A 23,771-nucleotide genomic window follows, 5' to 3' on the forward strand; every position below is an offset into this window, starting at 1 on the left:
ATGGGACGCATCATCTGTTGTGGCCTCGGCCCAGGCGATCCGGACCTGATGAGCGTACGCGCCGACCGCACAGTGCGCGGCGCGAAGCACGTCGCCTATTTCCGCAAGAAGGGCCATCCCGGCCAGGCCCGCCGTATCGTCGAAGGGATGCTCGCCGCTGACGTCTGCGAATATCCGATGGAATACCCGGTCACGACCGAGATCGCGTTCGACAGCCCGGACTACGTCCGGCTGCTGGCGTCCTTCTATGACGAATGGACGGAGCGCCTTGCGCGGCTGGCGCGCGCGGTCGACATCGTCGTGCTCTGCGAAGGCGATCCCTATTTCTACGGCTCGTTCATACACCTGCATGCGCGCTTGCAGGGCCGCCTCGAGATCGAGGTGATAGCCGGCATTCCCGGCATGGCGGGCTGCTGGAATGCCGTCGGCCAGCCGATCGCGCTTGGAGACGACGTCACGACCGTCCTGATGGGCACGCTGCCGGAGGCGGAGCTCGAGCAGCGAATGCGCAATTCCGACGCACTGGTCATCATGAAGACCGGGCGCAATCTGACGAAGGTTCGCCGCGCACTGGCATCCGCCGGCCGTCTCAACGAAGCTTGGCTCGTCGAGCGCGGCACCATGCCGGATCAACGTGTCGCCAGACTCATGGACGTCGACGCCGCCGACTGTCCCTATTTTGCGATCGTGCTCGTGCATGGGCAGGGCCGCCGCGAGGGATCAGCGGAATGACCGGGACCTTGACCATCGCGGGACTGGGACCGGGCGACGAGGCTCTGATCACGCCGGAGGTCTCCGCGGCGCTTGCGGCTGCAACCGACATCGTAGGCTATGCGCCCTATGTTGCCCGCGTACGCCCGCGCGACGGGCTGACGTTGCATCCGTCCGACAACCGCGTCGAGCTGCAGCGCGCCGGCGATGCCTTACAGCTGGCATCCGAAGGACGCCACGTCGTCGTCGTGTCGTCAGGCGATCCCGGCGTGTTTGCGATGGCCTCGGCCGTGTTCGAGGCGCTGGAGGAATTTCCGCAATGGCGGGAGCTGCCCATTCGTGTTTTGCCCGGCGTGACGGCGATGCTGGCGGCGGCGGCAAGCGCCGGTGCGCCGCTTGGCCATGATTTTTGCGCGATCAATCTGTCCGACAATCTGAAGCCGTGGCCGGTGATCGAGAAACGCCTGCGGCTCGCCGCCGAAGCCGATTTCGCGATCGCGATGTATAATCCGCGTTCGGCGAGCCGCCCCGAGGGCTTTGGCCGCGCGCTGGAGATCTTGCGTGAAGCCGGTTGCGGCGAGCGCTTCGTGATCTTCGCACGTGCCGTCAGCGCACCCGATCAGCGGATCGAAACGGTCAAGCTGCACGAGGCAAGCCCCGAGATGGCCGATATGCGCACGCTCGTGATCGTCGGCAATTCAGCAACGCGCCGTGTCGGACGCTGGGTCTATGCGCCGAGGCATGCGCGATGACCGAGCCACTCCATGACCTCGGCCACACTTTCCACCCGCGGTCTGTCCGGAAGTTGCGGTCGCGCGATCATAATCACGGGAAGGCCGAGCATGCGGGCGGCGTCGATCTTGGCGCGCGCACCTGGCCCGCCGGAATTGCGGGCGACGATCCATGCAATGGCACGCGCCCGCATCATCTCCAGCTCGCCGGCGAGTGTGAACGGTCCGCGCGATACGATGACGTCGGCATCGGGCAATGGCAGCGCGACGTCGGGAGGATCGACGAATCGCAGCGTGTAGGCATGTTGTGGCGTCGCACTGAACGGGGCGATGTGCTGGCGGCCGATGGCGAGGAACACGCGGGCGCGGTTCTTTGGCAAAGCCGCGACGGCGGAGCTGATATCCGTGACCTCGATCCAGTTGTCGCCGTCAGCCTTCACCCAGGGCGCGCGTTCGAGCGCGATCAGCGGTGTTCCGGTTTCCGCGCACGCGGCCACAGCATTGCGGCTCATCTCCGCCGCGAACGGATGGGTCGCGTCGACCAGATGCGTGATGCCCTCGCGGCGAAGATAGTCGGCGAGACCGCCTGCACCGCCGAAGCCGCCGATCCGGGTCGGCAGCCTCTGGCCGGCCGGCGCGCGGGTGCGACCGCCATAGGAATAGATCGCCTGAAGCCCTGCTTGCGCGATCTCTTCGGCAAGCAGATTGGCGTCGGCTGTTCCGCCCAGAATCAGGGCGCGCGTCATGGGTGATCCCTGGTTGACCATCATCGGCATCGGCGAAGATGGCCTTGCCGGCCTCTCCGACGCAAGCCGAAAGGCGTTTCACGACGCCGAGACGGTGTTCGGCGGGGAACGGCATCTCGTCTTGGCCGGGATCGCCGAGCGCGGCCGTGCGTGGCCTGTGCCGTTCGATGCGGACGTCGTGCTGAGCTGCCGCGGCCGTCCGACCGTTGTGCTCGCCTCGGGCGATCCGTTTTGGCATGGCGTCGGCGGCAGCATCGCAGAGAAGCTCGAGCCCGGCGAATGGGTCGCCCATTCCGCACCGTCGACATTCTCACTCGCGGCGGCGCGTCTGGGGTGGCGCCTCGAGAATGTCATCTGTCTCGGCGTTCACGCCGCGCCGTTCGACCGGCTGTTGCCGCATCTTGCGCGCGGCGCCCGCATCATCTGCCTGGTGCGTGACGGCAGGGCGGCGGGCGACCTCGCGCGCTGGCTGTCCGATCGAGGCTGGGGACCGTCGCCGATATGGACGCTTGCCGCACTTGGTGGTCCACGGGAACGCATCACGCAGCATCGCGCCGACAACTACGCCGCCGATCCAGACCAGAGCCTGGTCGCGGTCGCGCTGCAAGCCGAGGGCTCGCAAGGGATCGCCCGCAGCTCGGGTCTCCCGGACGAACTCTTTGCGCATGATGGGCAGATGACCAAGCGGCCGATCCGCGCGCTTGCGTTGTCAGCGCTTTCACCGCGACCCGGCGAGAGGTTGTGGGATATCGGCGCAGGCTCCGGTTCGATCTCGGTCGAATGGGCGCTCTGCGGCGGGACGGCGATTGCGGTCGAAATCCGCGGTGATCGCGCCGCGAACATCCGCAGCAATGCCGCAAGCCTTGGGTTGACGCACAGGATCACCGTGATCGAGGCAGCCACGTCCGACATCCTGCCGGGCCTCGCGACGCCGGACGCCGTGTTCATCGGCGGCGGCCTCGATGCTGCGATGTTCGATGCCGTCTGGTCGCGCGTCGCACCTGGGACACGGCTGGTTGCGCATGCCGTGACCCTGGAGACCGAAGCTCTGCTTTCCGACCTGCATCAGCGCCATGGCGGCGAGTTGATGCGGGTCGAGATCGCCCATGCAGAGCCGCTGGGCAAGTACCGCTCCTGGAGAGCCGCGCGGCCGATCGTCCAATGGAGCGCGGTCAGATGAAGGTCGCGGGTCTCGGCTTCAGGCGCGATGCCACGCTCGCCTCGCTCCGAGACGCTCTCCTCGCCGCCGGCGGCTTCGAGGGCCTTGCCGCCGTCGCAACGGTGAGCGACAAGGCCGATGCGCCCGTGCTGAAGTCGCTCGCGCACGAACTGGGACTGCCGATCAGGAGTATTCCCGCAGATATGCTGGCCGATATCGTCACCGCGACACAGTCCGAGCTCATCACGGAAAAGTTCGGCACGGGATCCGTCGCTGAAGCCGCGGCGGTCGCCGCCGCGGGGCGAGGTGCGCGCCTGATTTCGGCCCGGAGCGTTTCGCGGGATCGGATGGCCACCGCGGCGATCGCGGAAGGAGACGGTGAATGACTGTGCACTTCATCGGCGCGGGACCGGGCGCGGCCGATCTGCTGACCTTGCGTGGACGCGATCTCATCGCCGCCTGCCCGGTCTGCCTCTACGCTGGATCGCTGGTGCCGGAAGGCGTGCTGGCGCATTGCCCGCCCGGCGCACGCATCGTCAACACTGCGCCGCTGTCGCTCGACCAGATCATCGCGGAGATAGCTGCGGCACATGCCGACGGGAAGGATGTCGCGCGGCTGCATTCCGGCGATCTGTCGATCTGGTCGGCGATGGGTGAGCAACTGCGCCGCCTGCGCGCGCTGCAGATTCCTTACTCGATCACGCCGGGCGTGCCGGCCTTCTCCGCCGCGGCGGCCGCGCTCGAGACCGAACTCACGTTGCCCGGCCTCGCGCAATCCGTGGTGCTGACGCGCACGCCCGGCAGGGCCAGCGCGATGCCGGAAGGCGAAACGCTGGCAGCCTTCGCCGCGACCGGTGCGGTGCTCGCCATCCATCTCTCGATCCACCTGCTCGACAAGCTCATCGCCGAGCTGACGCCGCATTATGGCGCGGATTGCCCGGTCGCAATCGTCTGGCGCGCGAGCTGGCCGGACCAGCGCATCATGCGCGCCACGCTCGGGACGCTCGATGCCGCCGTCGGCCCCGAGCTCGAGCGGACCGCGCTCGTGCTGGTCGGCAAGACGCTGGGCGCGGAAGAGTTTGCCGAGAGCCGGCTCTACGCCGCCGATTATGACCGCCGCTACCGGCCGCTCGGCCCGGCGCCGCGCTTTCCCGAGGCATCGTGATGACCGCGGGGCTTGTCATCTCCGCGCCCGCCTCCAGCGCCGGCAAGACGACGCTGACGCTGGCGCTGGCCCGCGCTTACCGCAATCGCGGACTGAGGGTACAATGTCTCAAGAGCGGGCCCGACTATATCGATCCCGCCTTTCATGCGGTCGCGACGGGACGTGTCTCCGTCAATGTCGATAGCTGGGCCATGACGGGTGATGCGATCCGGCATCTCGCAAACCGCGGCGCGGATGCCGATCTCGTTCTGGCCGAAGGCTCGATGGGCCTGTTCGACGGCGTCGCCGTGCGCGGCGCGTCCGGCACTGGCGCCACCGCTGACATCGCCGAAATGACGGGCTGGCCAGTCCTGCTGGTGATCGATCCTTCCGGCCAGGCGCAAACCGCGGGGGCCGTCGCCGCGGGATTGCGCGACTTCCGCGCCGGCGTCAAGCTTGCCGGCGTCGTGCTCAATCGCGTCGCGAGCCCGCGGCACGAGGATCTGGTGCGCCACGCCATGGCGAGCGCCGGCATTCCCGTGTTCGGTGCACTGCCGCGCCATGCCGAGATCGCCTTGCCGAAACGCCATCTCGGCCTGGTGCAGGCCGAGGAGCAGACGACGGTGGACGGCTTGATCGAGGAGGCGGCGCGCTTCGTCGCGGAGCATGTCGATCTGGATGCCGTGCTGCAATCGGCCCGCGCCTGGTCACTGCAACCATCGGCTCGCGGATTCGGCTTCAATCCGCCCGGACAGCGCATCGCCCTGGCGCGCGACGCCGCATTCTCCTTCATCTATCCGCACATGCTGGAAGCCTGGCGCAATGCCGGCGCCGAGATCGCGAAGTTCTCGCCGCTGGCCGACGAGAGCCCCGATGCGAATGCCGACGTCTGCTGGCTGCCCGGCGGCTATCCCGAACTGCACGCCGGCAAGATCGCGGCCAACACGCACTTTCTGGGCAGCCTGCGGAGCTTTGCGGAAGCGCGGCCCGTGCATGGCGAATGCGGAGGCTATATGGTGCTGGGCACCGCCCTGACCGGCGCCGACGGCGTGCGCCACGAGATGGCGGGACTGCTCGGCCTGGAGACGAGCTATGCCAAGCGCCGCATGCATCTGGGCTACCGGCTGGCCGAGCTCGCCGCGCCGATGCCGGGACACCGCGCGGGCGCGCGCCTGCGCGGTCACGAATTCCACTACTCGACCATCATCTCTCAGCCCGACACGCCGCTTGCTGTGGTTCGCGATGCGGCCGGCGCGACGGTCGCGGAAACCGGCTCGCGGCGCGGTCACGCGACCGGAACATTCTTTCATCTGATTGCGGAGGACCGGTGAGCGGCTTCGTCTCCTTTGTCTCGGCCGGCCCCGGCGACCCCGAGCTCCTGACGGTGAAGGGCGCCGCGCGTCTGCGTGACGCCGACGTGGTACTCTATGACGATCTCGCGTCGGGCGCGATCCTCGATCTCGCACGTTCCGGCGCCAATCTCGTCGCGGTCGGCAAGCGCGCCGGCCGCAGGTCGACCAATCAGCAACATCTCAACCGGCTGCTGATCGACTACGCCGCCACCGGCGCGCGCGTGGTGCGCCTGAAATCGGGCGACGCCGGAATCTTCGGCCGGCTCGAAGAAGAGATCGAGGCGCTGCGTAGTGCCGGCATCGGTTACGAGATCGTCCCCGGCGTCACCTCCGCCTGCGTCGCGGCCGCACAGGCCGGCATTCCGCTAACGCGACGGCTGACCTCGCGTCGCGTGCAATTCATGACCGGGGCCGATGTCACCGGCGAGCTGCCGGCGGACCTGAACTGGGCGGCGCTCGCCGACCCGGAGGCCACGACCGTCGTCTACATGGGCCGTCGCACGTTCCCGGCGCTGGCCGCGCAACTGATCGCGCACGGCCTCTCGCCCGACACGCCTGCGTTGTTCGGCGAGTCGCTGGGCCACGCCGAGCAGCAGCTCGCCCGCACCACTATCGCAGAACTAGCCGGGCGGCTCACGGACGCGGGTCCGGCGACCGCGGCAACGGTCATTCTGTTCGGTCCGCTGGCCATCGACCATACGTGATGCTGTCATGTTGAAGCTTTCCCTGATCGGTATCGGCTGTGGCGATCCGCAACAACTAACCCGTGCCGCGATCGGCGCGATCAACGCCGCCGATCTGATCCTGATCCCGCGCAAGGGAAGCGCGAAGTTCGACCTTGCCGAATTGCGCCGGACCATTTGCGCCGAGGTGCTGACCAACGACAGGACGCGCATTGCGGAATTCGACCTGCCGGTGCGTGACGCCGGCGAGGAGGACTACCGCAAGGGCGTGGACGATTGGCACGATGCCGTCGCGGCCACCTGGTCTCGGCAAATCGCTGATCATCTCGGACACGAGGGACACGTTGCCCTGCTGATCTGGGGCGATCCGTCGCTGTATGATTCCAGCCTGCGGATCGCGCAACGGCTTGATCCGCTACCGAAGATCGACATGGTGCCGGGCATCACATCGATCCAAGCACTCTGCGCGGCGCATGCGTTGCCGCTCAACGAGATCGGCGGGCCGTTCGTGGTCACGACCGGGCGGCGGCTGCGCGACGGCGGCTGGCCCGCCGGCGTGGATACCGTGGTCGTGATGCTCGACGGCGGCGCAGCGTTCCAGACGCTGGATCCCAAGGGGCTGCAGATCTGGTGGGGCGCCTATCTCGGCATGCCCGATCAGATCATCATGGCGGGCGAGCTTGCCGAGACCGGCCCTCGTATCGTCGCAGTGCGGCGCGCGGCGCGCGAGCGGCACGGCTGGATCATGGACAGCTACATCCTCAAGCGACGATCGTAATCCAGCGATCCACCCACCCGTCATGTCATCCGGGTTCGACGCACCCTTCCATGGTCGCGTCGATCTCGGCGCGCGACAGAACGCCCATCTCGGCAATGAATACGATCCGCGCCCGCGGCTGACCCGGCGTCGGCGTCCCGCCGGCTGCCAGCGTCGCGCGGCCGCCTGCGAGTTGAAACACCATCAGACGTCCGGGCTGTTCCACCGTCTCGAACAATCCCTTCGCCCGCGCAAGCTTCGGCGCCAGCCGGCCGATGGCCTGCTGGAGTCGCGGCAGCCGCACCGGCCGTTCTGACGTCCAGCTCAGCGTCTCGAATCGATCAACCGCGGGCCGGCGCGATTCCGTCTCGCGCGGCATCGGCACGCGATCGAGGTCTGCGGGAAACAGCAGCGCTGAAGGCACTTCGCCATTGATGGCATCGACCACCACCGCCGCCGGACGTATCGCCCGGATCGAGTCGCGTACCTGCGCGCGCTGCTCCGCGCTCGCCAGGTCCGCCTTGCTCAGCGCCACCACATCGGCCGCCCGCAGCTGCGATCGCAGCAGCGCATCGTCGAGCCTGGCCGCGGGTTGCGTCGCGTCCACCACGCACAGCACGGTTTCCAGCGGCGCCTCCTTCCAGACCACCGGATCCATCAGGTTGCGCACGATGTCGGAGGGATCGGCCACGCCGCTGGTTTCGATTACGATGAATTCCGGGCGCGGATCGCGCCGCAGCAGCGTGGCAAGCGTGCGCAGCAGATCGCCTTCCAGCGTGCAGCAGATGCAGCCGTTGCTCAGGCTCACCACGCCGTCGCTGGCGCCGGCGATCAGCTCCGCATCGATGTTGACAGCGCCGAAATCGTTGACCACGGCGGCGATCCGCCTCCCCTGCGCATGCGCCAGCAGATGATTCACGACCGTGGTCTTGCCCGCCCCGAGAAAGCCCGCGACGAGCAGGATCGGGACCGGCACGATCAGCTCGCGACAACAGGCCGGCGTACCGGCTTGCCGGGCCGCGCCGCTACATCGAGCACGCCGTCGGAGATCAGCGGCTGGCCGCTGACCACGAGGTGGCGCACGCCCTCGGCCGGACGATTCATCGCGGTGAAGGTCGCGCGGTCGCTCAACGTCTCATAGTCGAACACCACGACGTCGGCATCCGCACCCGCCTGCAGCCTGCCCTTCGCGCGCATCGCCGGCGTGCTCGCCGCCAGGATCTCAGCCGGGATCAGCGCGCATTTGCGGATGCCTTCGAGCAACGACACCTTCTTCCGCTCGCGCACCCACTCACGGATGAAGCGCGTGAAGCAGCCCGCCGATCTCGGATGCGACGTTGCATCATCCGGCAGCGGCCAGGCATCGCCGGTGTAGACCTTGCCGCTTGACAACGTCCAGGGCATCGCATCGGACGCGATCGCACCGCCGGGATAGAGCACCGAGATGTCCAGGAGATCGCGGTGGTGCGGGTTGTTCTCGATATCCAGCACATGCCACAGCACCAGCGTCGAGGGCTCTTCGGCCTGCGCCGCCAGCAGTTCCTCGCGGCTGCCGAAGCGGTGCCCGTCGGTCACGCGCTGCACCGAATCGTAGCCGAGGCCGTTGCGCTCCTCGAATTGCGGATCGCTGAAGAAGGTCGCCGCCAGCACGGTCGATCCGGTGCCGTAGGGATAGGCTTCCACCGTAATCGGCAAGCCCTGCGCCTGCGCCTGCGCGATCAAGGCGGCGCAGCGCTCGACGTCCGTCTTGCTCGACGAGTTGAAGTGGCAGATGTGCATGTGCGCGCCGGTGGCGCCGGCATAGCCGATCAGCCGGATATAGGCCTCGGCCGCGCTCTCCGGGTCGACCCGCGACATGTAGGCGACGTGGGTGAAGGTCGGCACGGCATGCGCCGCCGCCAGTTGGCACACCGCAGTCAATTCCTGCACGCCGGCACCCGGGGCATAGGCGTTGAGAATGCCGATGCCGATGCCGCCCTCGTTCAACCCGTGGCCGAGGCGTTCGAGGATGCCGGCCACCTCGGTCTCGCTTGCGACATTCTCGATCCAGCGGCGGTCGCGCATGGCGCTGCCGAACGATTCCAGCGAGCTTTCCGAATTGGAGCCGGTCATCGCTCCGATCCGCGCGAATGCCCAATTGGCGGCGGCGCCGTAGTTCAGCACGCGTCCCTTCTCGGCTTGGCGCTTGTACCAGGATGCCACCGGGAGCACGCCGGCCTCGAGGTCGAGCGTCGTCGTCACACCGTCGAAGGCCTGCATGCGATCGGCCGGGATGGTCTGGCCATGCGCGTGGAGATCGATGAAGCCGGGAGCCACCACGAGCCCCGTTGCATCGATCTGGCGTTCAGCACCGCCGAGCCCGGTGCCGACAGCGGCGATCCGGCCGTCCACCACCGCCACGTCGCCGACAGTGTCCATCCCGCTGGCCGGATCCACCACCCGGCCGCCGCTGATTACCAAACCACCCATAGTGCCACTCCCGCATTCCGAAGCTGAGGTCCCACGCTTACGACCGACTGCATGCGACGCCAAGACACAAATCGGCATCGCATCCCTGACGTGACAAGCTGGTCAGGCCGCGCTCGAATGCCCGATGGCCTCGACCTCAGCGTGCCGCGAGAAGGCAGCGCGGGTCATGATCATGAACCATTTCGGCATCATTGTTGCTTCCTGGCAAGGCCGCCGCGTAGACACTCACCGACCATCGTAACCACGGAGCCACCACGATGACCCACATCACGACCAAGGACGGAACGAAAATCGCCTACAAGGATTGGGGAGCAGGACAGCCGATCCTGTTCTCCCATGGCTGGCCGCTCGCCGGTGACGCCTGGGATGCCCAGATGCTGTTCTTCGGTCAGAACGGATATCGCGTCATCGCCCATGATCGCCGCGGCCACGGCAAATCCGATCAGCCGTGGAACGGCAACACGATGGACCAGTATGCCGACGACCTCGCCGAGCTGATCGAGAAGCTCGACCTGAACAATGTGGTCCTGGTCGGTCACTCCACCGGCGGCGGCGAGGTGGCGCACTATATCGGCCGGCACGGGTCGAAGCGCGTTGCCAAGGTCGTGCTCGTCGGCGCCGTCCCGCCGCTGATGCTGAAGACCGACGCCAACCCGGAAGGCACTCCGCTCAGCGTGTTCGACGAGATCCGCAAGGGCACCGCGATCAACCGGTCGCAATTCTTCCGGGATCTCACCATGCCGTTCTACGGGTTCAATCGGTCGGGCGCGAAGGTCAATGACGGCCTGCGCGAATCCTTCTGGCTGATGGGCATGCAGGGCGGCATCAAGGGCGAGTACGACTGCATCCATGAGTTCTCGGAGGTCGACTACACAGCCGATCTGAAGAAGATCGACAAGCCGACGCTCGTGATCCACGGCGATGACGACCAGATCGTCCCGATCGCAGCCGCGGGCGAGAAGACCGCAAAGATCGTCAAGGGTGCGCAGCTCAAGGTCTACAAGGGCGGCTGCCACGGCCTCGCCCAGGTCGACGTCGCAACGTTCAACGCAGACGTCCTCGCCTTCATCCGCGCGTGAGCCGAGATCGCCGGGCCGGCTCCGACCGGCCCGGCCCCTACCTCCCGGCGGCACGTCGCGAGGCCAGCCCTTTCCACAGATCCTCGTTGGGCCTTGTTCGGTTCGCGACGAGCCTCGGCGGTGTCCGGTCCTTCGCGATCGCCGCTTCGAACGCGCGCCTCAGCCGAGGATTGTCGATCTGCGCCAGGAAGCGCCACAGGACGGCCTCCGCCTGCTCGTGGTGTCCGCAGATGGCGCGGCACAGTTCCGCGGTCGTTCTCCGAAAGAAGCGGAAGGAACCGTCGGTCGGCCCGCCGAACCGGTCAACCTCGCCCGCGAGCGCATGCGCGTGCATCCGGTCGTCGTCGTCGAGCGTCACTGCAAAGCGCAGGACCGCGAGCTGCCACGCGCGGAGCAGCTTGCCCTGCGGTTCGATCGCGTCCTCGCAGCTCATCCGCCAAATACCCGCGCGCCGACGTCGCCATGCATCCGCATGAGCCTCCTTCGCCCGTCGAAGGAGATCCGGCGCGACGCGACTATCGCTGCGCGGGAATAGGTTTTCGAGTGAAGCGCGCGATTGATCTCATAGGATTCGCATAAGCGAGGGGCCGATGCACGGAGCGGGACTCTTCCTTTTCGCCTCCGGCGCCGCGCCGACAGAGCCGGCGCGCGTGCTCAAATCCCCTCGAACTGCAGCCGCGCCAACCGTGCGTAGAGGCCGTTGGCGGCGACCAGCTCGGTATGGGTGCCCTGCTCGACGATCTTGCCCTGATCCATCACCAGGATACGGTCGCAGGACAGCACGGTCGCGAGACGATGCGCGATGACGAGCGTGGTGCGATGGCGCATCAGCTCTTCCAGCGCAGTCTGCACCAGCGTCTCGCTTTCGGCATCGAGCGCCGAGGTCGCCTCGTCGAGCAGCAGCAGCGGCGCGTCGCGCAGGATCGCGCGGGCGATCGCGATGCGCTGGCGCTGCCCCCCGGAGAGCGTCACGCCGCGCTCGCCGAGCTGGGCCTCGAAGCCGCCGGGCAGCCGGCGCAGGAACTCGGTGGCGTGCGCAAGGTCAGCGGCGCGCTCGACCTCGGCGTCGGTGGCATCGGGCCGGCCGAAGCGGATGTTCTCGCGCGCGCTGGCGGCGAACACGACGGACTCCTGCGGCACCAGCGCGATGCGCGCGCGCACGTCGGTCGGATCGGCCTCGCGGATCGGCACGCCGTCGAGCGAGATCGTGCCCGCCTTCGGATCGTAGAAGCGCAGCAGCAGATGGAACAGCGTGCTCTTGCCGGCGCCGGAGGGACCGACGATCGCTACCTTTTCACCCGAGCGAACCGCGAGCGACACGCTGTCGACCGCGAGCGCCTTGGGCCGGGTCGGATAGGCGAAGCTGACCTGGTCGAAGCCGACATCGCCGCGCGGCGGCTGAGGCAACGCGCGCGGCGCGGCAGGAGCGGCAATCGCCGGCTTGACGCGCAGGATCTCGAACAGCCGCTCGGCGGCGCCTGACGCCGCAGAGACTTCACCCCAGACCTCGCTGAGCTGGCCGAGGCCGCTCGCGGCGAAAGCCGCATAGAGGATGAACTGGCCGAGCCTGCCCGGGCTGATCGTGCCAATGAGCACGTCGTGCGAACCGACCCAAAGGATCATGACGACGCTGGTGAACACGATGAAGATGACGATTAGCGTCAACACCGCGCGCGCCTTGGTCGAGCTGCGCGCCGCCACATAGGCTTGCTCGACCTCGCGAGCGAAGCGCGTGTTGGCGAACCGCTCGCTGGTATAGGCCTGCACGGTGCGGATCGCGTTGACGAGCTCGCTGGCATAGGCGCTGGCATCGGCCAGCGTGTCCTGGGCGTTGCGCGACAGCCGCCGCACCCAGCGCCCGAATGCGACCAGCGGGATCACGATGATCGGGATCGCCAGCAGCACGAAGCCGGAGAGCCGCGGGCTCGTGAACACCATCATGGCGGCAGCGCCAAAGAACAGCATCAGATTGCGCAGCGCGATCGAGACGGAAGCACCGACCGCGGACTTGATCTGCGTGGTGTCGGCGGTGAGCCGCGACACCAGCTCGCCCGAGCGCGCGGAATCGAAGAACGACGGCGACAGCGAAATCAGATGCGCAAATACGTCGCGCCGGAGATCGGCGACGATGCGCTCGCCGATCGTCATGACGAGGTAGTAGCGCGAGGCGCTGGCACAGGCCAGCACTGCGACGACCGCGATCATCACGCTGAAATAGCTGTTGATCATCGCGATGCCTTCGGGCGTGAAGCCCATGTCGATCATCCGCCTCACCGCGACCGGCACGATCAGCGTCGTGAGCGCAGCGACCGTCAGCGCGATGAAGGCGAGGATCGCGCGTCCCTTGTAACGCGCCACATAGGGCGCGAGCGCGAGCAACGGCTTCAGACGCGCGCGGCTCTTCGCCGGCTCCGTGAGCTGGCTCTCGATGAAGGCTTCCTCCTCCATCAGCGCGTCACGCGGGGGCTGCTGCGGGGTCTCAATCTGTTCGGCTGCGCTCATCATCCCGGACCGGTTTTTCCGCCCCCAGATAGGCTCATGGACCCCCGCTGGCAAATCCGCCAATGTCCCAATCCGGTGATGGGCTTAGCCTTGTTTCTTGGCTTGTTTTAGGGGGCTCCTTGCGTTATAGAGCCGCCCAAATCCCGTATCCCAGACACTTTGAGACGGGCGCCGGCGCGCCGAAGGAACTGCCATGAAAGCCGATATTCATCCGAATTATCATACGATTAAGGTCGTCATGACCGACGGCACCGAGTACCTGACCCGCTCGACCTGGGGCAAGGAAGGCGACACGCTGAACCTCGACATCGACCCCAAGTCGCACCCGGCCTGGACCGGCGGCACCCAGCAGCTGATGGACCGTGGCGGCCGTGTGTCGCGCTTCCAGAAGAAGTTCTCGGGCTTCCTCAAGAAGGACTAAAGTCCGCATCGATCGCGTCGCGGTCAAAATGCAAACGCCCCCATCGCGGGGGCGTTTTTGTTTTGGGGGGACCGTTCCGCGTCAGCGGTCTTGGAAGGCGAGCCGGGCGCCGAGCCCGATCAGGATGCTGCCGCCGATCCGCTGCATGATCCGTTGCGACCTTCGCGAGCGCTGCAGCTTCGACATCACGGCGCTCGCGCAGAACACGCAGACGACATCGACCAGCGAGAACGTCAGGTTGACGATGGTGCCGAGCGCGAAGAGCTGGGCCCAGACCGGCAGGCTTGCCGAGGCGTCGATGAACTGCGGCAGGAACGCCAGGAAGAAGATCGCGGTCTTCGGATTGAGCACTTCGACAACCACGCTTTGCGCGAAGGCGCGCTTTGCCGGGACTGGCGCGAAGTCAGGACGCACCGCATTGTCGCGATCGCGGAACAGCGATAGCCCAAGCCAGACCAGGTAGGCCGCGCCGGCGAACTTCATCGCCATGAACAGCGGCGGCACCGCGTGAAACAGGAACGCAAGGCCTGCGGCCGCGGCGACCACATGGACATAGCCGCCGAGATGCAGGCCAAGCGAAGCCATCAGGCCCGCACGCCTGCCACCCGCCAAGGTGCGGGCAGCGGCGTAGAGCATGGCCGGGCCTGGAATCAGTGCGAAGGTCGCGGTCGTGATCGCGAAGGCGATGTACAAGTCCATTCCGAGCCTTCGCCTTACGTCATCGGGATCATCGTCGCGACCTCGCGGTCGACCGGATTGTCGCTGGCGCCGAGCCCGGCGACGACGCCCGCGCGATCCTCGAGCTTGCGGTTCTGGCTCATCTTCTTCTTGGCATCGATCCGCGTGATCGGCATGCGGATGCCGACGATGCCGCGCAGTTGCGCCTGGATGAAATCGGCCGGCGCATCGCTGACCTGCCAGACTTCCGCGCGCGAACGCTCGTGCAGATTGGTCAGCCGCGTCACGACATCGAGCAGACGATCGGCGTCCTCGAAGAATTCGGCCGGTCCATAGGCGTGCACGGCAACATAGTTCCAGGTCGGCACCACCTTGCCGTGCTCGACCTTGGTCAGGTACCAAGACGGCGTCACATAGGCGTCGGGCCCGGTGAAGATCGCCATCGCCTCGCCGACCGCAGGCGCCCTCCACTGCGGATTGGGCCGCGCGACATGGCCATAGAGCGTGCCGTATTCGCCTTCGCGCTCGTCAAGGATCAGCGGCAGCGGCGTGCCCAGCAGCCCTTCTGCAGTAGCGGTGACCAGCGTCGCGAGCCGCGACGCCCGCATCGCGGCGTGGATCGCGCCGAGCTCGTCGATCTTGAAATGTGGCGGCACATACATGGCAAACCTCATCATCTATTGGCTCGCATATTAGGCGCAGAGTGGTCTATGATAAGGTCCATTCCAGGCCAAATTGACTGAACCACTATGCCGCGCCCACGCGCCACCGTCAGCATTCCCTCCCTCGGCGCGGTCGACCGTGCGGCGGGGCAAGTTGGACGCCAGATCGCGCAAGCGCTGCGCGCAGCCATCGCCAAGGGCGAGTTGAAGGCCGGCGAATTGCTGCCTTCGACGCGCGCGCTCGCGGCCTCGCTCGAGGTCGCTCGCGGCACGGTGGTCGAGGCGTTCGATCAGCTGCAGGCCGAAGGCTATCTGAAATCGCAGGTCGGTGCGGGCACCCGCGTGGCGCCGACGCTGGCTGACTTGCCCCGCCCTGCCCGCACGCCGATTGCACGCGACCGCAACACACCGCCGATCCAGTTGTCGCCGCGCGCGCGGCGGCTGGCTGAGGTTGCGAAGGCCTTCGCGCCGATGCCGGAGGTTCCGTTTGCAATCGCCGTTCCCGGAGGCAGCGTCGCACCCGATGCGAGTTGGCGGCGGCTCGGCAACCGGGTGCGGGCATCGCGCGCAGCAGCGCCGGCAAGCTACGGCGATCCGCGCGGCGTGATGGAGTTGCGGCGCGCGATTGCCGACTATGTCCGGACATCGCGCGCGGTGCATTGCGAGCCGGAACAGGTCGTGATCACCGCGGGCACGCAGCAGGGCCTCTATCTTGCAGGCCGCGTGCTGCTGTCGCGCGGCGATCATGTCTGGGCTGAGGATCCCGCTTATCCCGGCATGACCGCCGTGCTCGACGATCTCGAATTCATCACGACGCGCGTGCCGGTCGATGAGCAGGGCATCGATGTCGATGCAGGCCTTGCTGCGTGCCCCGACGCGCGCGCCGGCTTCGTCACCCCATCGCATCAATATCCGCTGGGCATGCCGATGAGCATGGCCCGTCGCAACGCGCTGCTTGCCTGGGCACAACATCGCGATGCCTGGATCGTCGAGGACGACTATGACAGCGAGCTGCGCTATGCGGGGCATCCGTTCCCGTCGCTGCAAGGCCTCGACCCGTCGCGGGTGATCTATCTGGGCACGCTGAGCAAGGTGCTGTTTCCCTCGCTGCGGCTCGGCTACGTCGTAGCACCCGCGCCACTGGTCGATGCCTTTGCCGGCGCGCGGGCGCTGCTCGACAGGCATTCAATGACCAGCGATCAGCACGTGCTGGCAGCCTATATGCGCGAGGGTCTGTTCGAAGCGCATATCAGGCGGATTCGCGGGGTCTATGCCGCACGGCGCGCAACGCTGATCGCCGCGCTCGAACGCCACATGCCTGACGACGTCACGCTGCAGCCGAGCGATCAGGGCATGCATTTATTGCTTTGGCTGCCGCACGGCGCCGACGATGTGCAACTGGTGCAGGCCGCGCTATCTGAGGGGATTGTCGTGCGGCCGATATCGCCGATGTACAAGGCCGCAGCACGGCCCGGCCTCATGCTCGGCTTCGGCGGCTTCTCACCGGAGGAGCTTGAGACGGCGGCGATACGCCTGCGGCGCGTGATGGATCAGCAGGAATCGCAACAGCGCGCCGAACCGCGCCGCGCGTCCTGACGACGATTTGCGTTGATCTTACTGCTCGAACGCGGCCTTGAGGCGGTTGAGCTGCGGCACCAGCGGGTTGCCGATCGAGGAACGATCGGGCGCCGGCGCATGGATCGTGGTGTCGAGCCGGCGGACGCGCACCTGCAGGTCCATCGAGCGGGTGATCAGGTCCTGCAACTGCTGCGGCAACTTCGCGATCATGTCGGCGGGGCCGGGATCGGCGGCCGACAGCTTGACTTTGGTCTTCTCGCGGTTGGCCTGGGTCAGCGTCATCTCGCCTTCCTTGACCGCGCGATGCAGCAGCAGCCAGGACGCAAGCTGCATCAGCCGGGTGGTCAGGCGCATGCTTTCGGTGGCATAGGTCAGGCTGACGGAACGCTCGAGCGCCTTGGCCTCGGCACGGCCGTCGCCATCGAGATAGGCGGCGGTCTGCTCGACCAGATCCATGCCTTCCCGGAACAGCACGCCGAATGCCGCAGAATTGGTCAGCCGTTCACTGAACAGCACAAGCCCGGCTTCGCTCTGGGAACGATCCGCCATGGTTAACGCCCTCACACCACCGTAACGCCCGCCGGCGTCTAGCGCGCCGGCTTATGATGAACAAATCATTGCGCGGGCGTGGCGAAGAGTCCAGCCGCAACCGGATTTATGGTTTCCAGCGGGTCGGGCGCACAAAAAAGAGCCGCCGTTTCCGGCGGCTTTTGAAGTTGATAACAGGGAGGCGTCAAACAGAGTGGACAGGAGCCACTCGGTGTCCAAACGAGGACAATGCAGTCATAATCGAGAAAGCTTAACTGAGCGTAAACGAACGAATTTCTTCAGCTTTTGTTTGCCATGTCGGCCAGTGACCTAGTTTGAGACATGCGGCGACGCAGCGACGATTCCCGGATCGGGATTCGCTTCATCCGGGCGATGGCAAGGAATGAAGTCGCCGAGCTACGATTTGAAGAACGCGTTGGCTGCATCCTTCGATGCGCGCCTCTTGGTCATCGCCTCCTTCAGACGATCGACTTCGGCGTTGAGCAGCGCGATCCGCTCGGTCAATTCCTCGACCGACAACAGCGAGAGATCCTGTCCGATCTCGTGGGTGATTTTCTTCCGCGGCCGGTCCTCGTCCTCTATCGGCATGCGTCCTCCCGGCAATCCTTGATCCGCGCCAATCTGGCGCTCGCCACCCCAAGATGATATCTTCGCGGTGCAAGGAGAATTTTGCAGTGACTTTCGCATGTGTGCAACAGCTGACGCGAATGCCCCGGCCCGACCGCAAGGAGGCTGACCGGACGGGATAGCGCGCGTCGACGCGCGAGGCATGAGCCGACCCCAAGCCCTTCCGATCATGCGGGAGGGCTTTTTGATTTGCACGAGGTCGGCATCCTCAACCGCGAAAGACCGCACCCCATGAGCAAGATTCTCATCACCAGCGCGCTGCCTTATGTCAACGGCGTCAAGCATCTCGGCAATCTCATCGGCTCGCTGCTGCCCGCCGACGTTCACACCCGCTTCCGACGGCAGATCGGAGACGACGTTCTCTTCATCTGCGCGACCGACGAGCACGGCACACCCGCCGAACTCGGCGCCATCAAGGCCGGCCAGGACGTCAGGACTTTCTGCGACACGCAACACGCGATCCAGGCCGACATCTACCGCCGCTTCGGCCTCTCCTTCGATCATTTCGGCCGCACCAGCTCGCCGCACAACCATGCGCTGACACAGCACTTCTACCGAAGGCTCGACGAGGCCGGACTGATCGAGGCGCGCGAACTGCAGCAGGTCTGGTCGCCCGTCGACCGGCGTTTCCTGCCCGATCGCTACGTGCTCGGCACCTGCCCGCATTGCGGCGACCCATCCGCGCGCGGTGATCAGTGCGACCATTGCGGCGCGGTGCTCGATCCGCCCGAACTGATCGCGCCGCGATCTGCGCTGTCGGGCGACCGCGCGCTGGAGATCCGCGACAGTCATCATCTGTTTCTGCGTCAGTCCGAACTCGTCGCGAAGCTCGGCGCATGGATCGACAGTCGGTCCGGGTGGCCGCCCTTCGTGACCTCGACTGCGAAGAGCTGGCTCACCGCCGACCTGCGCGATCGCTGCATCACGCGCGATCTCGCCTGGGGCATTCGCGTGCCGCGCGACGGCTTCGAGGCTAAGGTGTTCTACGTCTGGTTCGATGCACCGATCGGCTATATCGCCGCGACGCAGGAATGGGCCGCAGCGGCGCCGGAGCGCGATTGGCGGCAATGGTGGTGGCAGGCCGATGACGTCAGCTACATCCAGTTTCTCGGCAAGGACAACATCCCGTTCCACACCGTCAGCTTCCCGGCAACCCTGCTCGGCTCCGGCGAGCCGTGGACAACCGCCGACGTGATCAAGGGATTTCACTGGCTCAGCTATGAAGGCGGCAAGTTCTCGACCAGCCGCAATCGCGGCATCTTCACCGACCAGGCGCTCGAGGAATTGCCGGCCGATCTCTGGCGCTGGTGGCTGATCGCAAACGCGCCCGAGAGCGCCGACACCGACTTCAGCGTTGCGAAGTTCACGGCTGATGTGAACAAGGACCTCGCCGACATTTTCGGCAACCTCGCCAATCGCATCATCAGCTTCGCCCATCACGCCTTCGACGGTCGTATCCCCGACGGCGGTACGCCTGATCACGCCGAGCGCCAGCTCGCAGATGACTTGGAGCAGCGCATCGCCGCACTCCACCGTCATCACACGGCGCTGGAATTTCGTGCCGCCGCTGCCGCGACACGTGCGATCTGGGACACAGCGAATGCTTACCTGCAGCACGCAGCGCCATGGATTGCGATCAAGTCCGATTCCGTTCGCGCAGCCGTCGTGACGCGGACAGGACTGAATCTGGTCACGATCTGCGCAACGCTGGCGTGGAGCGTCATCCCGCATCTGTCGGAACGCGTGCTGCGCGCCTTCGGTCGCGACGACAACATTCCGCGCTGGCCCAATGGCCCACTTGCGCCTTTGTTGGACGGCAATGGCGGCACGCCGATCGCGCCGCTTGGCGCGCTGGTTGAGAAGATCACGCCTGAGAGAGCCGACCATCTGGCGAGGCGTTTCGGGGCTCATTGACGTTTCACTTCGGCGGGAAAAGCGATATGCCATCCACCGACCCCCTTCACTGACCAAGGACGAACCATGCCCCAGCTGCCCGCGCAAATGACCGTCGTCGCCATCAGCAAGCCCGGTGGTCCGGAGGTCCTGGCGCCGGAAACCCGCGCCCTGCCGGTCCCGAAAGCGGGCGAGATTCTGGTCAAGGTCGCCGCCGCTGGCGTCAATCGTCCCGACGTCGCGCAACGCTCCGGCTCCTACCCGCCGCCGCCCGGCGCGAGCGACCTGCCCGGCCTCGAGATATCAGGCGAAGTGGTGGCGCTCGGCGAAGGCGCTGTCAGGCACAAGATCGGCGACAAGGTGATGTCGCTCGTCGCCGGCGGCGGCTATGCGCAATATTGCATCGCGCAGGACGGCCAGGCGATGACCGTGCCGCCCTCGCTGTCGATGCAGGAAGCCGGCGCCACGCCGGAAACGCTGATGACGGTGTGGCACAATGTCTTCGAGCGCGGCGCGCTGCAGGCGGGCGAGACGTTGCTGATTCATGGCGGCTCGTCAGGCATCGGCACGATGGCGATCCAGCTTGCGAAGGCGTTCGGCGCCAAGGTGATCGTCACCGTGGGCTCGCAGGACAAGGCAGACGCCTGTCTCAAGCTCGGCGCCGATCATGCCGTGAACTACAAGACCGAGGATTTCGTCGACGCGGTGAAGAAGATCACCGGCGGCACTGGAGCGAATGTCATCCTCGACATGGTAGGCGGCGACTACATCGATCGGAACTACGAGGCCGCAGCGGTCGAGGGACGCATCGTCCAGATCGCGTTCCTGTCGGGAACTCCGAAGGCGACCGCCAACTTCGCCAAGCTGATGGTCAAGCGGCTGCATCACACCGGCTCGACCTTGCGCCCCCGTAGTAATGCGGACAAGGCGGCGATGGTCGCGGCGATCGAGGCGAAAGTTATCCCGCTGCTGCGCGAAGGCCGCGTCAAACCGCTGATGGACAGCACATTCCCGCTGGAAAAGGCCGCCGACGCGCACCGCCGGATGGAGACCAGCGAACATATTGGCAAAATTGTGTTGCTGGCTTAACGATCGCAGCGGAAGCAGGGGCGGAAACCCTTTGATTCCCTTCGCTTTCATGGCATCTATCGCGCCACCCTTGAGCCGGTCGTCAGGCTCGAGCCGTTTGTCGATCGCGGAGTACTGACATTGCGTCTGATCAGGTGCCTTGCGCTGTTGGCGCTGGGTCTCATGATGTTTGCCGCTGCGCCCGACGCGTATGCGCTCGACGCCGTCAGCGTGCGCAGCGATGCGCCGGCGATCGACCTGACCGGCGTCCTTGACCATCAGCGCAGCGAAACCGATCGCATCCAGGTCTCCACCGCGCCTGGAACCGACGGCATCGTGCGCCGCATCGAGGTTCGCGCCCGCGAGGGCGGGACCAATTGGGTGGTGTTCGCGCTCGCCAACAACACCGACGACCAGCTCGACCGCCTGATCGTCGCGCCGCACTATCGCATCGTGTCGTCCGGCCTGCTGTGGCCCGATCTCGGCCTGTCCCGCATCGCCACGATCACGCCTTCGGTCGGCGATCGCCCCGAGCGGCAGGAGAGTCCCACCGCAGACGTGTTCCGCATCACCCTCGATCCGGGCGCTGTGGTGACCTTCGTCGCGGAACTGCGCACCGACAAGCTGCCGCAGCTCTATCTGTGGGAACCCGAAGCCTACAAGGACAAGGTCAACTCGTTCACGCTCTACCAGGGCATCGTGATCGGCATCTCCGGCCTGCTGGCGCTGGTGCTCACGATTTTGTTTGTGGTCAAGGGCAGCATCATGTTCCCGGCCGCTGCGGCGCTGGCCTGGGCGGTGCTGGTCTATATCGGCGTCGACTTCGGCTTCTGGGGCAAGGTGCTCGACATGTCGAACAACGCCGAGCGCGTCTGGCGTGCGGCGGGCGAGGCGATGCTGGCGGCGACACTGCTCGTGTTCCTGTTCGCCTATCTGAATCTGAGTAGATGGCACGTCCGCTACTCGCACATTACGATCGGCTGGCTTGCCTTCCTCGGCTCGCTGGTGGCGCTGGCGTTGTTCGATCCGGCGGTCGCCTCCGGCATCGCGCGCATGTCGCTCGTCATGATCGCCTTCGCCGGCTTTGCCCTGATCGTCTATCTCTCGACCCACGGCTTCGACCGCGCGGTGCTTTTGATTCCGACCTGGTTCCTGCTGGTGGTCTGGGTGATCGCGGCCGGCATGACGGTCGCGGGTTCGGTCACCAACGATATCGTCGGCCCTGCTCTGCTCGGCGGCCTCGTGCTGATCGTGATGCTGATCGGGTTCACCGTCATGCAGCACGCCTTCGCCGGCGGCGGCGCCACCACCGGCGTCGTCTCCGATGTCGAGCGCCGGGCGCTGGCGCTGACCGGCTCCGGCGACCTGATCTGGGACTGGGACGTCTCCGCCGACAAGGTGTTCACCAGCCCCGAGACCGAAGCATTGCTCGGCCTGAAACGCGGCACGCTGGAAGGCCCGGCGGCGAAATGGCTCGAAGTGCTGCATCCGCTAGACCAGGACCGCTTCCGCGCGGCGCTCGACAGCGTGCTCGACCAGCGCCGCGGCCGCCTGGTGCAGGATTTCCGTCTGCGCACCCCCGACGGTCACTTCATGTGGTTCGCGCTGAAGGCGCGCCCGGTGGTCGGCTCCGACGGCGAGGTCTCCCGCGTGGTCGGCACGCTGACCGACGTCACCGAGTTCAAGAACTCCGAAGAGCGGATGCTTCACGACTCGGTGCACGACAATCTGACCGGCTTGCCGAACCGCAAGCTGTTCATGGACCGGCTCACCGCGGTGGCGAACCTCGCCAAGACCATGCCGAACCTGCGGCCGACGCTGATGGTGATCGACCTCGATCGCTTCAAGCAGGTCAACGATTCCGTCGGCATCGCGGTCGGCGATTCCATCCTGCTCACGCTGGCGCGGCGTCTCACGCGCATCCTGAAGCCGCAGGACACGCTGGCGCGGCTCGCCGGCGATCAGTTCGGCCTGATCCTGCTGTCCGAGCAGGACTCGGCGCGGATCACCAATTTCGCCGAGACCATCCGCAAGACCATCCGCGCCCCGATCGCGTTCAACGACCGCGAGATCTTCCTGACCGCCTCGATCGGCCTTGCGCTGTCCGATCCGCAGGCGCCGCTGACGGATGAGATCATCAAGGACGCCGAGCTTGCGATGTATCACTCCAAGCGCATCGGCGGCGACCGCATCGACGTCTACAAGCCGGCGATGCGCGCGCGGAAGACCGACCGCCTCACCCTGGAGAGCGACCTGCGCCGCGCCATCGAGCGCCAGGAGATCACCATCCTGTATCAGCCGATCGTGCGGCTGGAGGATCGCTCGATCGCAGGCTTCGAGGCACTGGCGCGCTGGGATCATCCCAAGCTCGGCCGGATGTCGCCGTCGGAGTTCATCAACGTCGCCGAGGAGATCGGCCTGATCGTCGATCTCGGCATGTTCGTGATGGACCAAACCGCCCGCCAGCTCGCGGTGTGGCAGCGCGCGATGCGCGCCCGCGAGCCGATCTTCGCCTCGGTCAACGTCTCCTCGCGCCAATTGCTGCGCCACGATCTGATCCACGACATCCGCACCGTGCTGTCGCGCTCCACGGTGGCGCGCGGCACGCTCAAGCTCGAGCTGACGGAATCGCTGGTCATGGAGAACCCAGAGCATGCGGCGCAGATGCTGGCGCGGATCCGCGAGCTCGGCACCGGGCTGTCGCTCGACGACTTCGGCACCGGCCACTCCTCGCTGTCCTATCTGCAGCGCTTCCCGTTCGACACCATCAAGATCGACCAGTCCTTCGTCCGCACCACCAGCCGCGGCACCCGCCCCGTGATCCTGAAATCGATCATCGCGCTGGCGCACGATCTCGGCATGGAAGTGGTGGCGGAAGGCGCCGAGACGGATTCGGATGCGGTCGAGCTCTACCAGCTCGGCTGCGAATTCGCGCAGGGCTTCGCCTTCGGCGAGCCGATGG

Annotated in this window: 23 protein-coding genes; 14 read left to right on the forward strand and 9 right to left on the reverse strand. The window is 66.3% G+C overall.

Going from position 1 to position 23,771, the window contains the following annotated elements:
• Both AS156_RS22315 and cobJ read left to right on the forward strand, forming a co-directional pair.
• Positions 1-732, forward strand: coding sequence for a precorrin-2 C(20)-methyltransferase (locus tag AS156_RS22315; RefSeq protein ID WP_066508740.1), 732 nt, complete (start codon positions 1-3; stop codon positions 730-732).
• Positions 729-1,463 (forward strand): precorrin-3B C(17)-methyltransferase, encoded by a 735-nt coding sequence (gene cobJ / locus AS156_RS22320; RefSeq protein ID WP_066508741.1) that lies wholly within the window; start codon positions 729-731, stop codon positions 1,461-1,463. The genes AS156_RS22315 and cobJ overlap by 4 nt, the downstream gene beginning before the upstream one ends.
• Here cobJ and AS156_RS22325 read toward each other — a convergent pair.
• Entirely contained in the window at positions 1,439-2,188 is a 750-nt protein-coding gene (locus tag AS156_RS22325; RefSeq protein ID WP_066508743.1) for a cobalt-precorrin-6A reductase, read from the reverse strand. The genes cobJ and AS156_RS22325 overlap by 25 nt on opposite strands.
• On the opposite strand from AS156_RS22325, the gene AS156_RS22330 reads away from it, so the two are divergent.
• From AS156_RS22330 to cobF, 6 genes are read left to right on the forward strand one after another with little or no spacing between them, the layout of a single operon-like run.
• Complete coding sequence (locus AS156_RS22330) at positions 2,187-3,368, forward strand: bifunctional cobalt-precorrin-7 (C(5))-methyltransferase/cobalt-precorrin-6B (C(15))-methyltransferase (protein WP_066508747.1); 1,182 nt, start codon at positions 2,187-2,189, stop codon at positions 3,366-3,368. The genes AS156_RS22325 and AS156_RS22330 overlap by 2 nt on opposite strands.
• Positions 3,365-3,733 carry a cobalamin biosynthesis protein gene (locus AS156_RS22335; RefSeq protein WP_066508788.1) on the forward strand — a complete coding sequence of 123 codons (369 nt, stop codon included), beginning with the start codon at positions 3,365-3,367 and terminating at the stop codon, positions 3,731-3,733. The genes AS156_RS22330 and AS156_RS22335 overlap by 4 nt, the downstream gene beginning before the upstream one ends.
• Complete coding sequence (gene cobM / locus AS156_RS22340; protein WP_066508749.1) at positions 3,730-4,512, forward strand: precorrin-4 C(11)-methyltransferase; 783 nt, start codon at positions 3,730-3,732, stop codon at positions 4,510-4,512. Before AS156_RS22335 ends, cobM begins: the two co-directional genes overlap by 4 nt.
• On the forward strand, positions 4,512-5,822 hold the full coding sequence (locus AS156_RS22345) for a cobyrinic acid a,c-diamide synthase CobB (RefSeq protein WP_066508751.1): 1,311 nt from the start codon (positions 4,512-4,514) through the stop codon (positions 5,820-5,822). Before cobM ends, AS156_RS22345 begins: the two co-directional genes overlap by 1 nt.
• Positions 5,819-6,547 (forward strand): uroporphyrinogen-III C-methyltransferase, encoded by a 729-nt coding sequence (gene cobA, locus AS156_RS22350; protein WP_066508753.1) that lies wholly within the window; start codon positions 5,819-5,821, stop codon positions 6,545-6,547. The genes AS156_RS22345 and cobA overlap by 4 nt, the downstream gene beginning before the upstream one ends.
• A gap of 7 nt (positions 6,548-6,554) precedes the next feature.
• On the forward strand, positions 6,555-7,304 hold the full coding sequence (gene cobF / locus AS156_RS22355) for a precorrin-6A synthase (deacetylating) (protein ID WP_066508755.1): 750 nt from the start codon (positions 6,555-6,557) through the stop codon (positions 7,302-7,304).
• A gap of 25 nt (positions 7,305-7,329) precedes the next feature.
• On the opposite strand, the gene AS156_RS22360 is transcribed toward cobF, so the two are convergent.
• Both AS156_RS22360 and AS156_RS22365 read right to left on the reverse strand, forming a co-directional pair.
• Entirely contained in the window at positions 7,330-8,259 is a 930-nt protein-coding gene (locus AS156_RS22360; RefSeq protein WP_066508756.1) for a CobW family GTP-binding protein, read from the reverse strand.
• A 2-nt stretch (positions 8,260-8,261) separates the two neighbouring features.
• Positions 8,262-9,752 (reverse strand): amidohydrolase family protein, encoded by a 1,491-nt coding sequence (locus AS156_RS22365; protein WP_066508757.1) that lies wholly within the window; start codon positions 9,750-9,752, stop codon positions 8,262-8,264.
• 257 nt (positions 9,753-10,009) lie between these two features.
• Between AS156_RS22365 and AS156_RS22370 the strand changes: the two genes are divergently transcribed.
• Entirely contained in the window at positions 10,010-10,831 is an 822-nt protein-coding gene (locus AS156_RS22370) for an alpha/beta fold hydrolase (protein WP_066508759.1), read from the forward strand.
• Positions 10,832-10,868: 37 nt separating this feature from the next.
• Here the strand turns inward: AS156_RS22370 and AS156_RS22375 are convergent, their stop codons facing one another.
• Together AS156_RS22375 and AS156_RS22380 are read right to left on the reverse strand one after the other, a co-directional pair.
• The gene (locus tag AS156_RS22375; RefSeq protein ID WP_066508761.1) at positions 10,869-11,264 is read right to left on the reverse strand and encodes a hypothetical protein; all 396 of its coding nucleotides are present in this window, start codon (positions 11,262-11,264) and stop codon (positions 10,869-10,871) included.
• A gap of 221 nt (positions 11,265-11,485) precedes the next feature.
• The gene (locus AS156_RS22380; RefSeq protein ID WP_066508789.1) at positions 11,486-13,333 is read right to left on the reverse strand and encodes an ABC transporter transmembrane domain-containing protein; all 1,848 of its coding nucleotides are present in this window, start codon (positions 13,331-13,333) and stop codon (positions 11,486-11,488) included.
• A 193-nt stretch (positions 13,334-13,526) separates the two neighbouring features.
• On the opposite strand from AS156_RS22380, the gene rpmE reads away from it, so the two are divergent.
• Positions 13,527-13,754 carry a 50S ribosomal protein L31 gene (gene rpmE / locus AS156_RS22385; RefSeq protein ID WP_016845230.1) on the forward strand — a complete coding sequence of 76 codons (228 nt, stop codon included), beginning with the start codon at positions 13,527-13,529 and terminating at the stop codon, positions 13,752-13,754.
• An 81-nt stretch (positions 13,755-13,835) separates the two neighbouring features.
• Here rpmE and AS156_RS22390 read toward each other — a convergent pair whose 3' ends face one another.
• A complete protein-coding gene (locus AS156_RS22390) occupies positions 13,836-14,453 on the reverse strand; it encodes a LysE family translocator (protein ID WP_066508763.1) in 618 nt (205 codons plus the stop codon).
• 14 nt (positions 14,454-14,467) lie between these two features.
• Positions 14,468-15,094, reverse strand: coding sequence for an FMN-binding negative transcriptional regulator (locus AS156_RS22395; protein ID WP_066508765.1), 627 nt, complete (start codon positions 15,092-15,094; stop codon positions 14,468-14,470).
• A gap of 87 nt (positions 15,095-15,181) precedes the next feature.
• On the opposite strand from AS156_RS22395, the gene pdxR reads away from it, so the two are divergent.
• A complete protein-coding gene (gene pdxR / locus AS156_RS22400) occupies positions 15,182-16,690 on the forward strand; it encodes a MocR-like pyridoxine biosynthesis transcription factor PdxR (protein WP_066508767.1) in 1,509 nt (502 codons plus the stop codon).
• 18 nt (positions 16,691-16,708) lie between these two features.
• On the opposite strand, the gene rcdA is transcribed toward pdxR, so the two are convergent.
• Positions 16,709-17,221: a protease adaptor protein RcdA gene (rcdA, locus tag AS156_RS22405; RefSeq protein WP_066508769.1), complete on the reverse strand. Its 513-nt coding sequence runs from the start codon at positions 17,219-17,221 to the stop codon at positions 16,709-16,711.
• Between the two features lie 396 nt (positions 17,222-17,617).
• Positions 17,618-17,809, reverse strand: coding sequence for a DUF1192 domain-containing protein (locus tag AS156_RS22410; RefSeq protein WP_066508771.1), 192 nt, complete (start codon positions 17,807-17,809; stop codon positions 17,618-17,620).
• A 270-nt stretch (positions 17,810-18,079) separates the two neighbouring features.
• Between AS156_RS22410 and metG the strand changes: the two genes are divergently transcribed.
• The 3 genes from metG to AS156_RS22425 form a co-directional block, all read left to right on the forward strand.
• Positions 18,080-19,762, forward strand: coding sequence for a methionine--tRNA ligase (metG, locus tag AS156_RS22415; protein ID WP_066508791.1), 1,683 nt, complete (start codon positions 18,080-18,082; stop codon positions 19,760-19,762).
• Between the two features lie 66 nt (positions 19,763-19,828).
• Positions 19,829-20,830 carry an NAD(P)H-quinone oxidoreductase gene (locus tag AS156_RS22420; RefSeq protein WP_066508773.1) on the forward strand — a complete coding sequence of 334 codons (1,002 nt, stop codon included), beginning with the start codon at positions 19,829-19,831 and terminating at the stop codon, positions 20,828-20,830.
• Between the two features lie 120 nt (positions 20,831-20,950).
• A partial coding sequence (locus AS156_RS22425; RefSeq protein WP_066508793.1) for an EAL domain-containing protein occupies positions 20,951-23,771 on the forward strand: 2,821 nt, incomplete at its 3' end.

The sequence above is a fragment of the Bradyrhizobium macuxiense genome (genome assembly GCF_001542415.1).
GTDB classification, from domain to species: domain Bacteria; phylum Pseudomonadota; class Alphaproteobacteria; order Rhizobiales; family Xanthobacteraceae; genus Bradyrhizobium; species Bradyrhizobium macuxiense.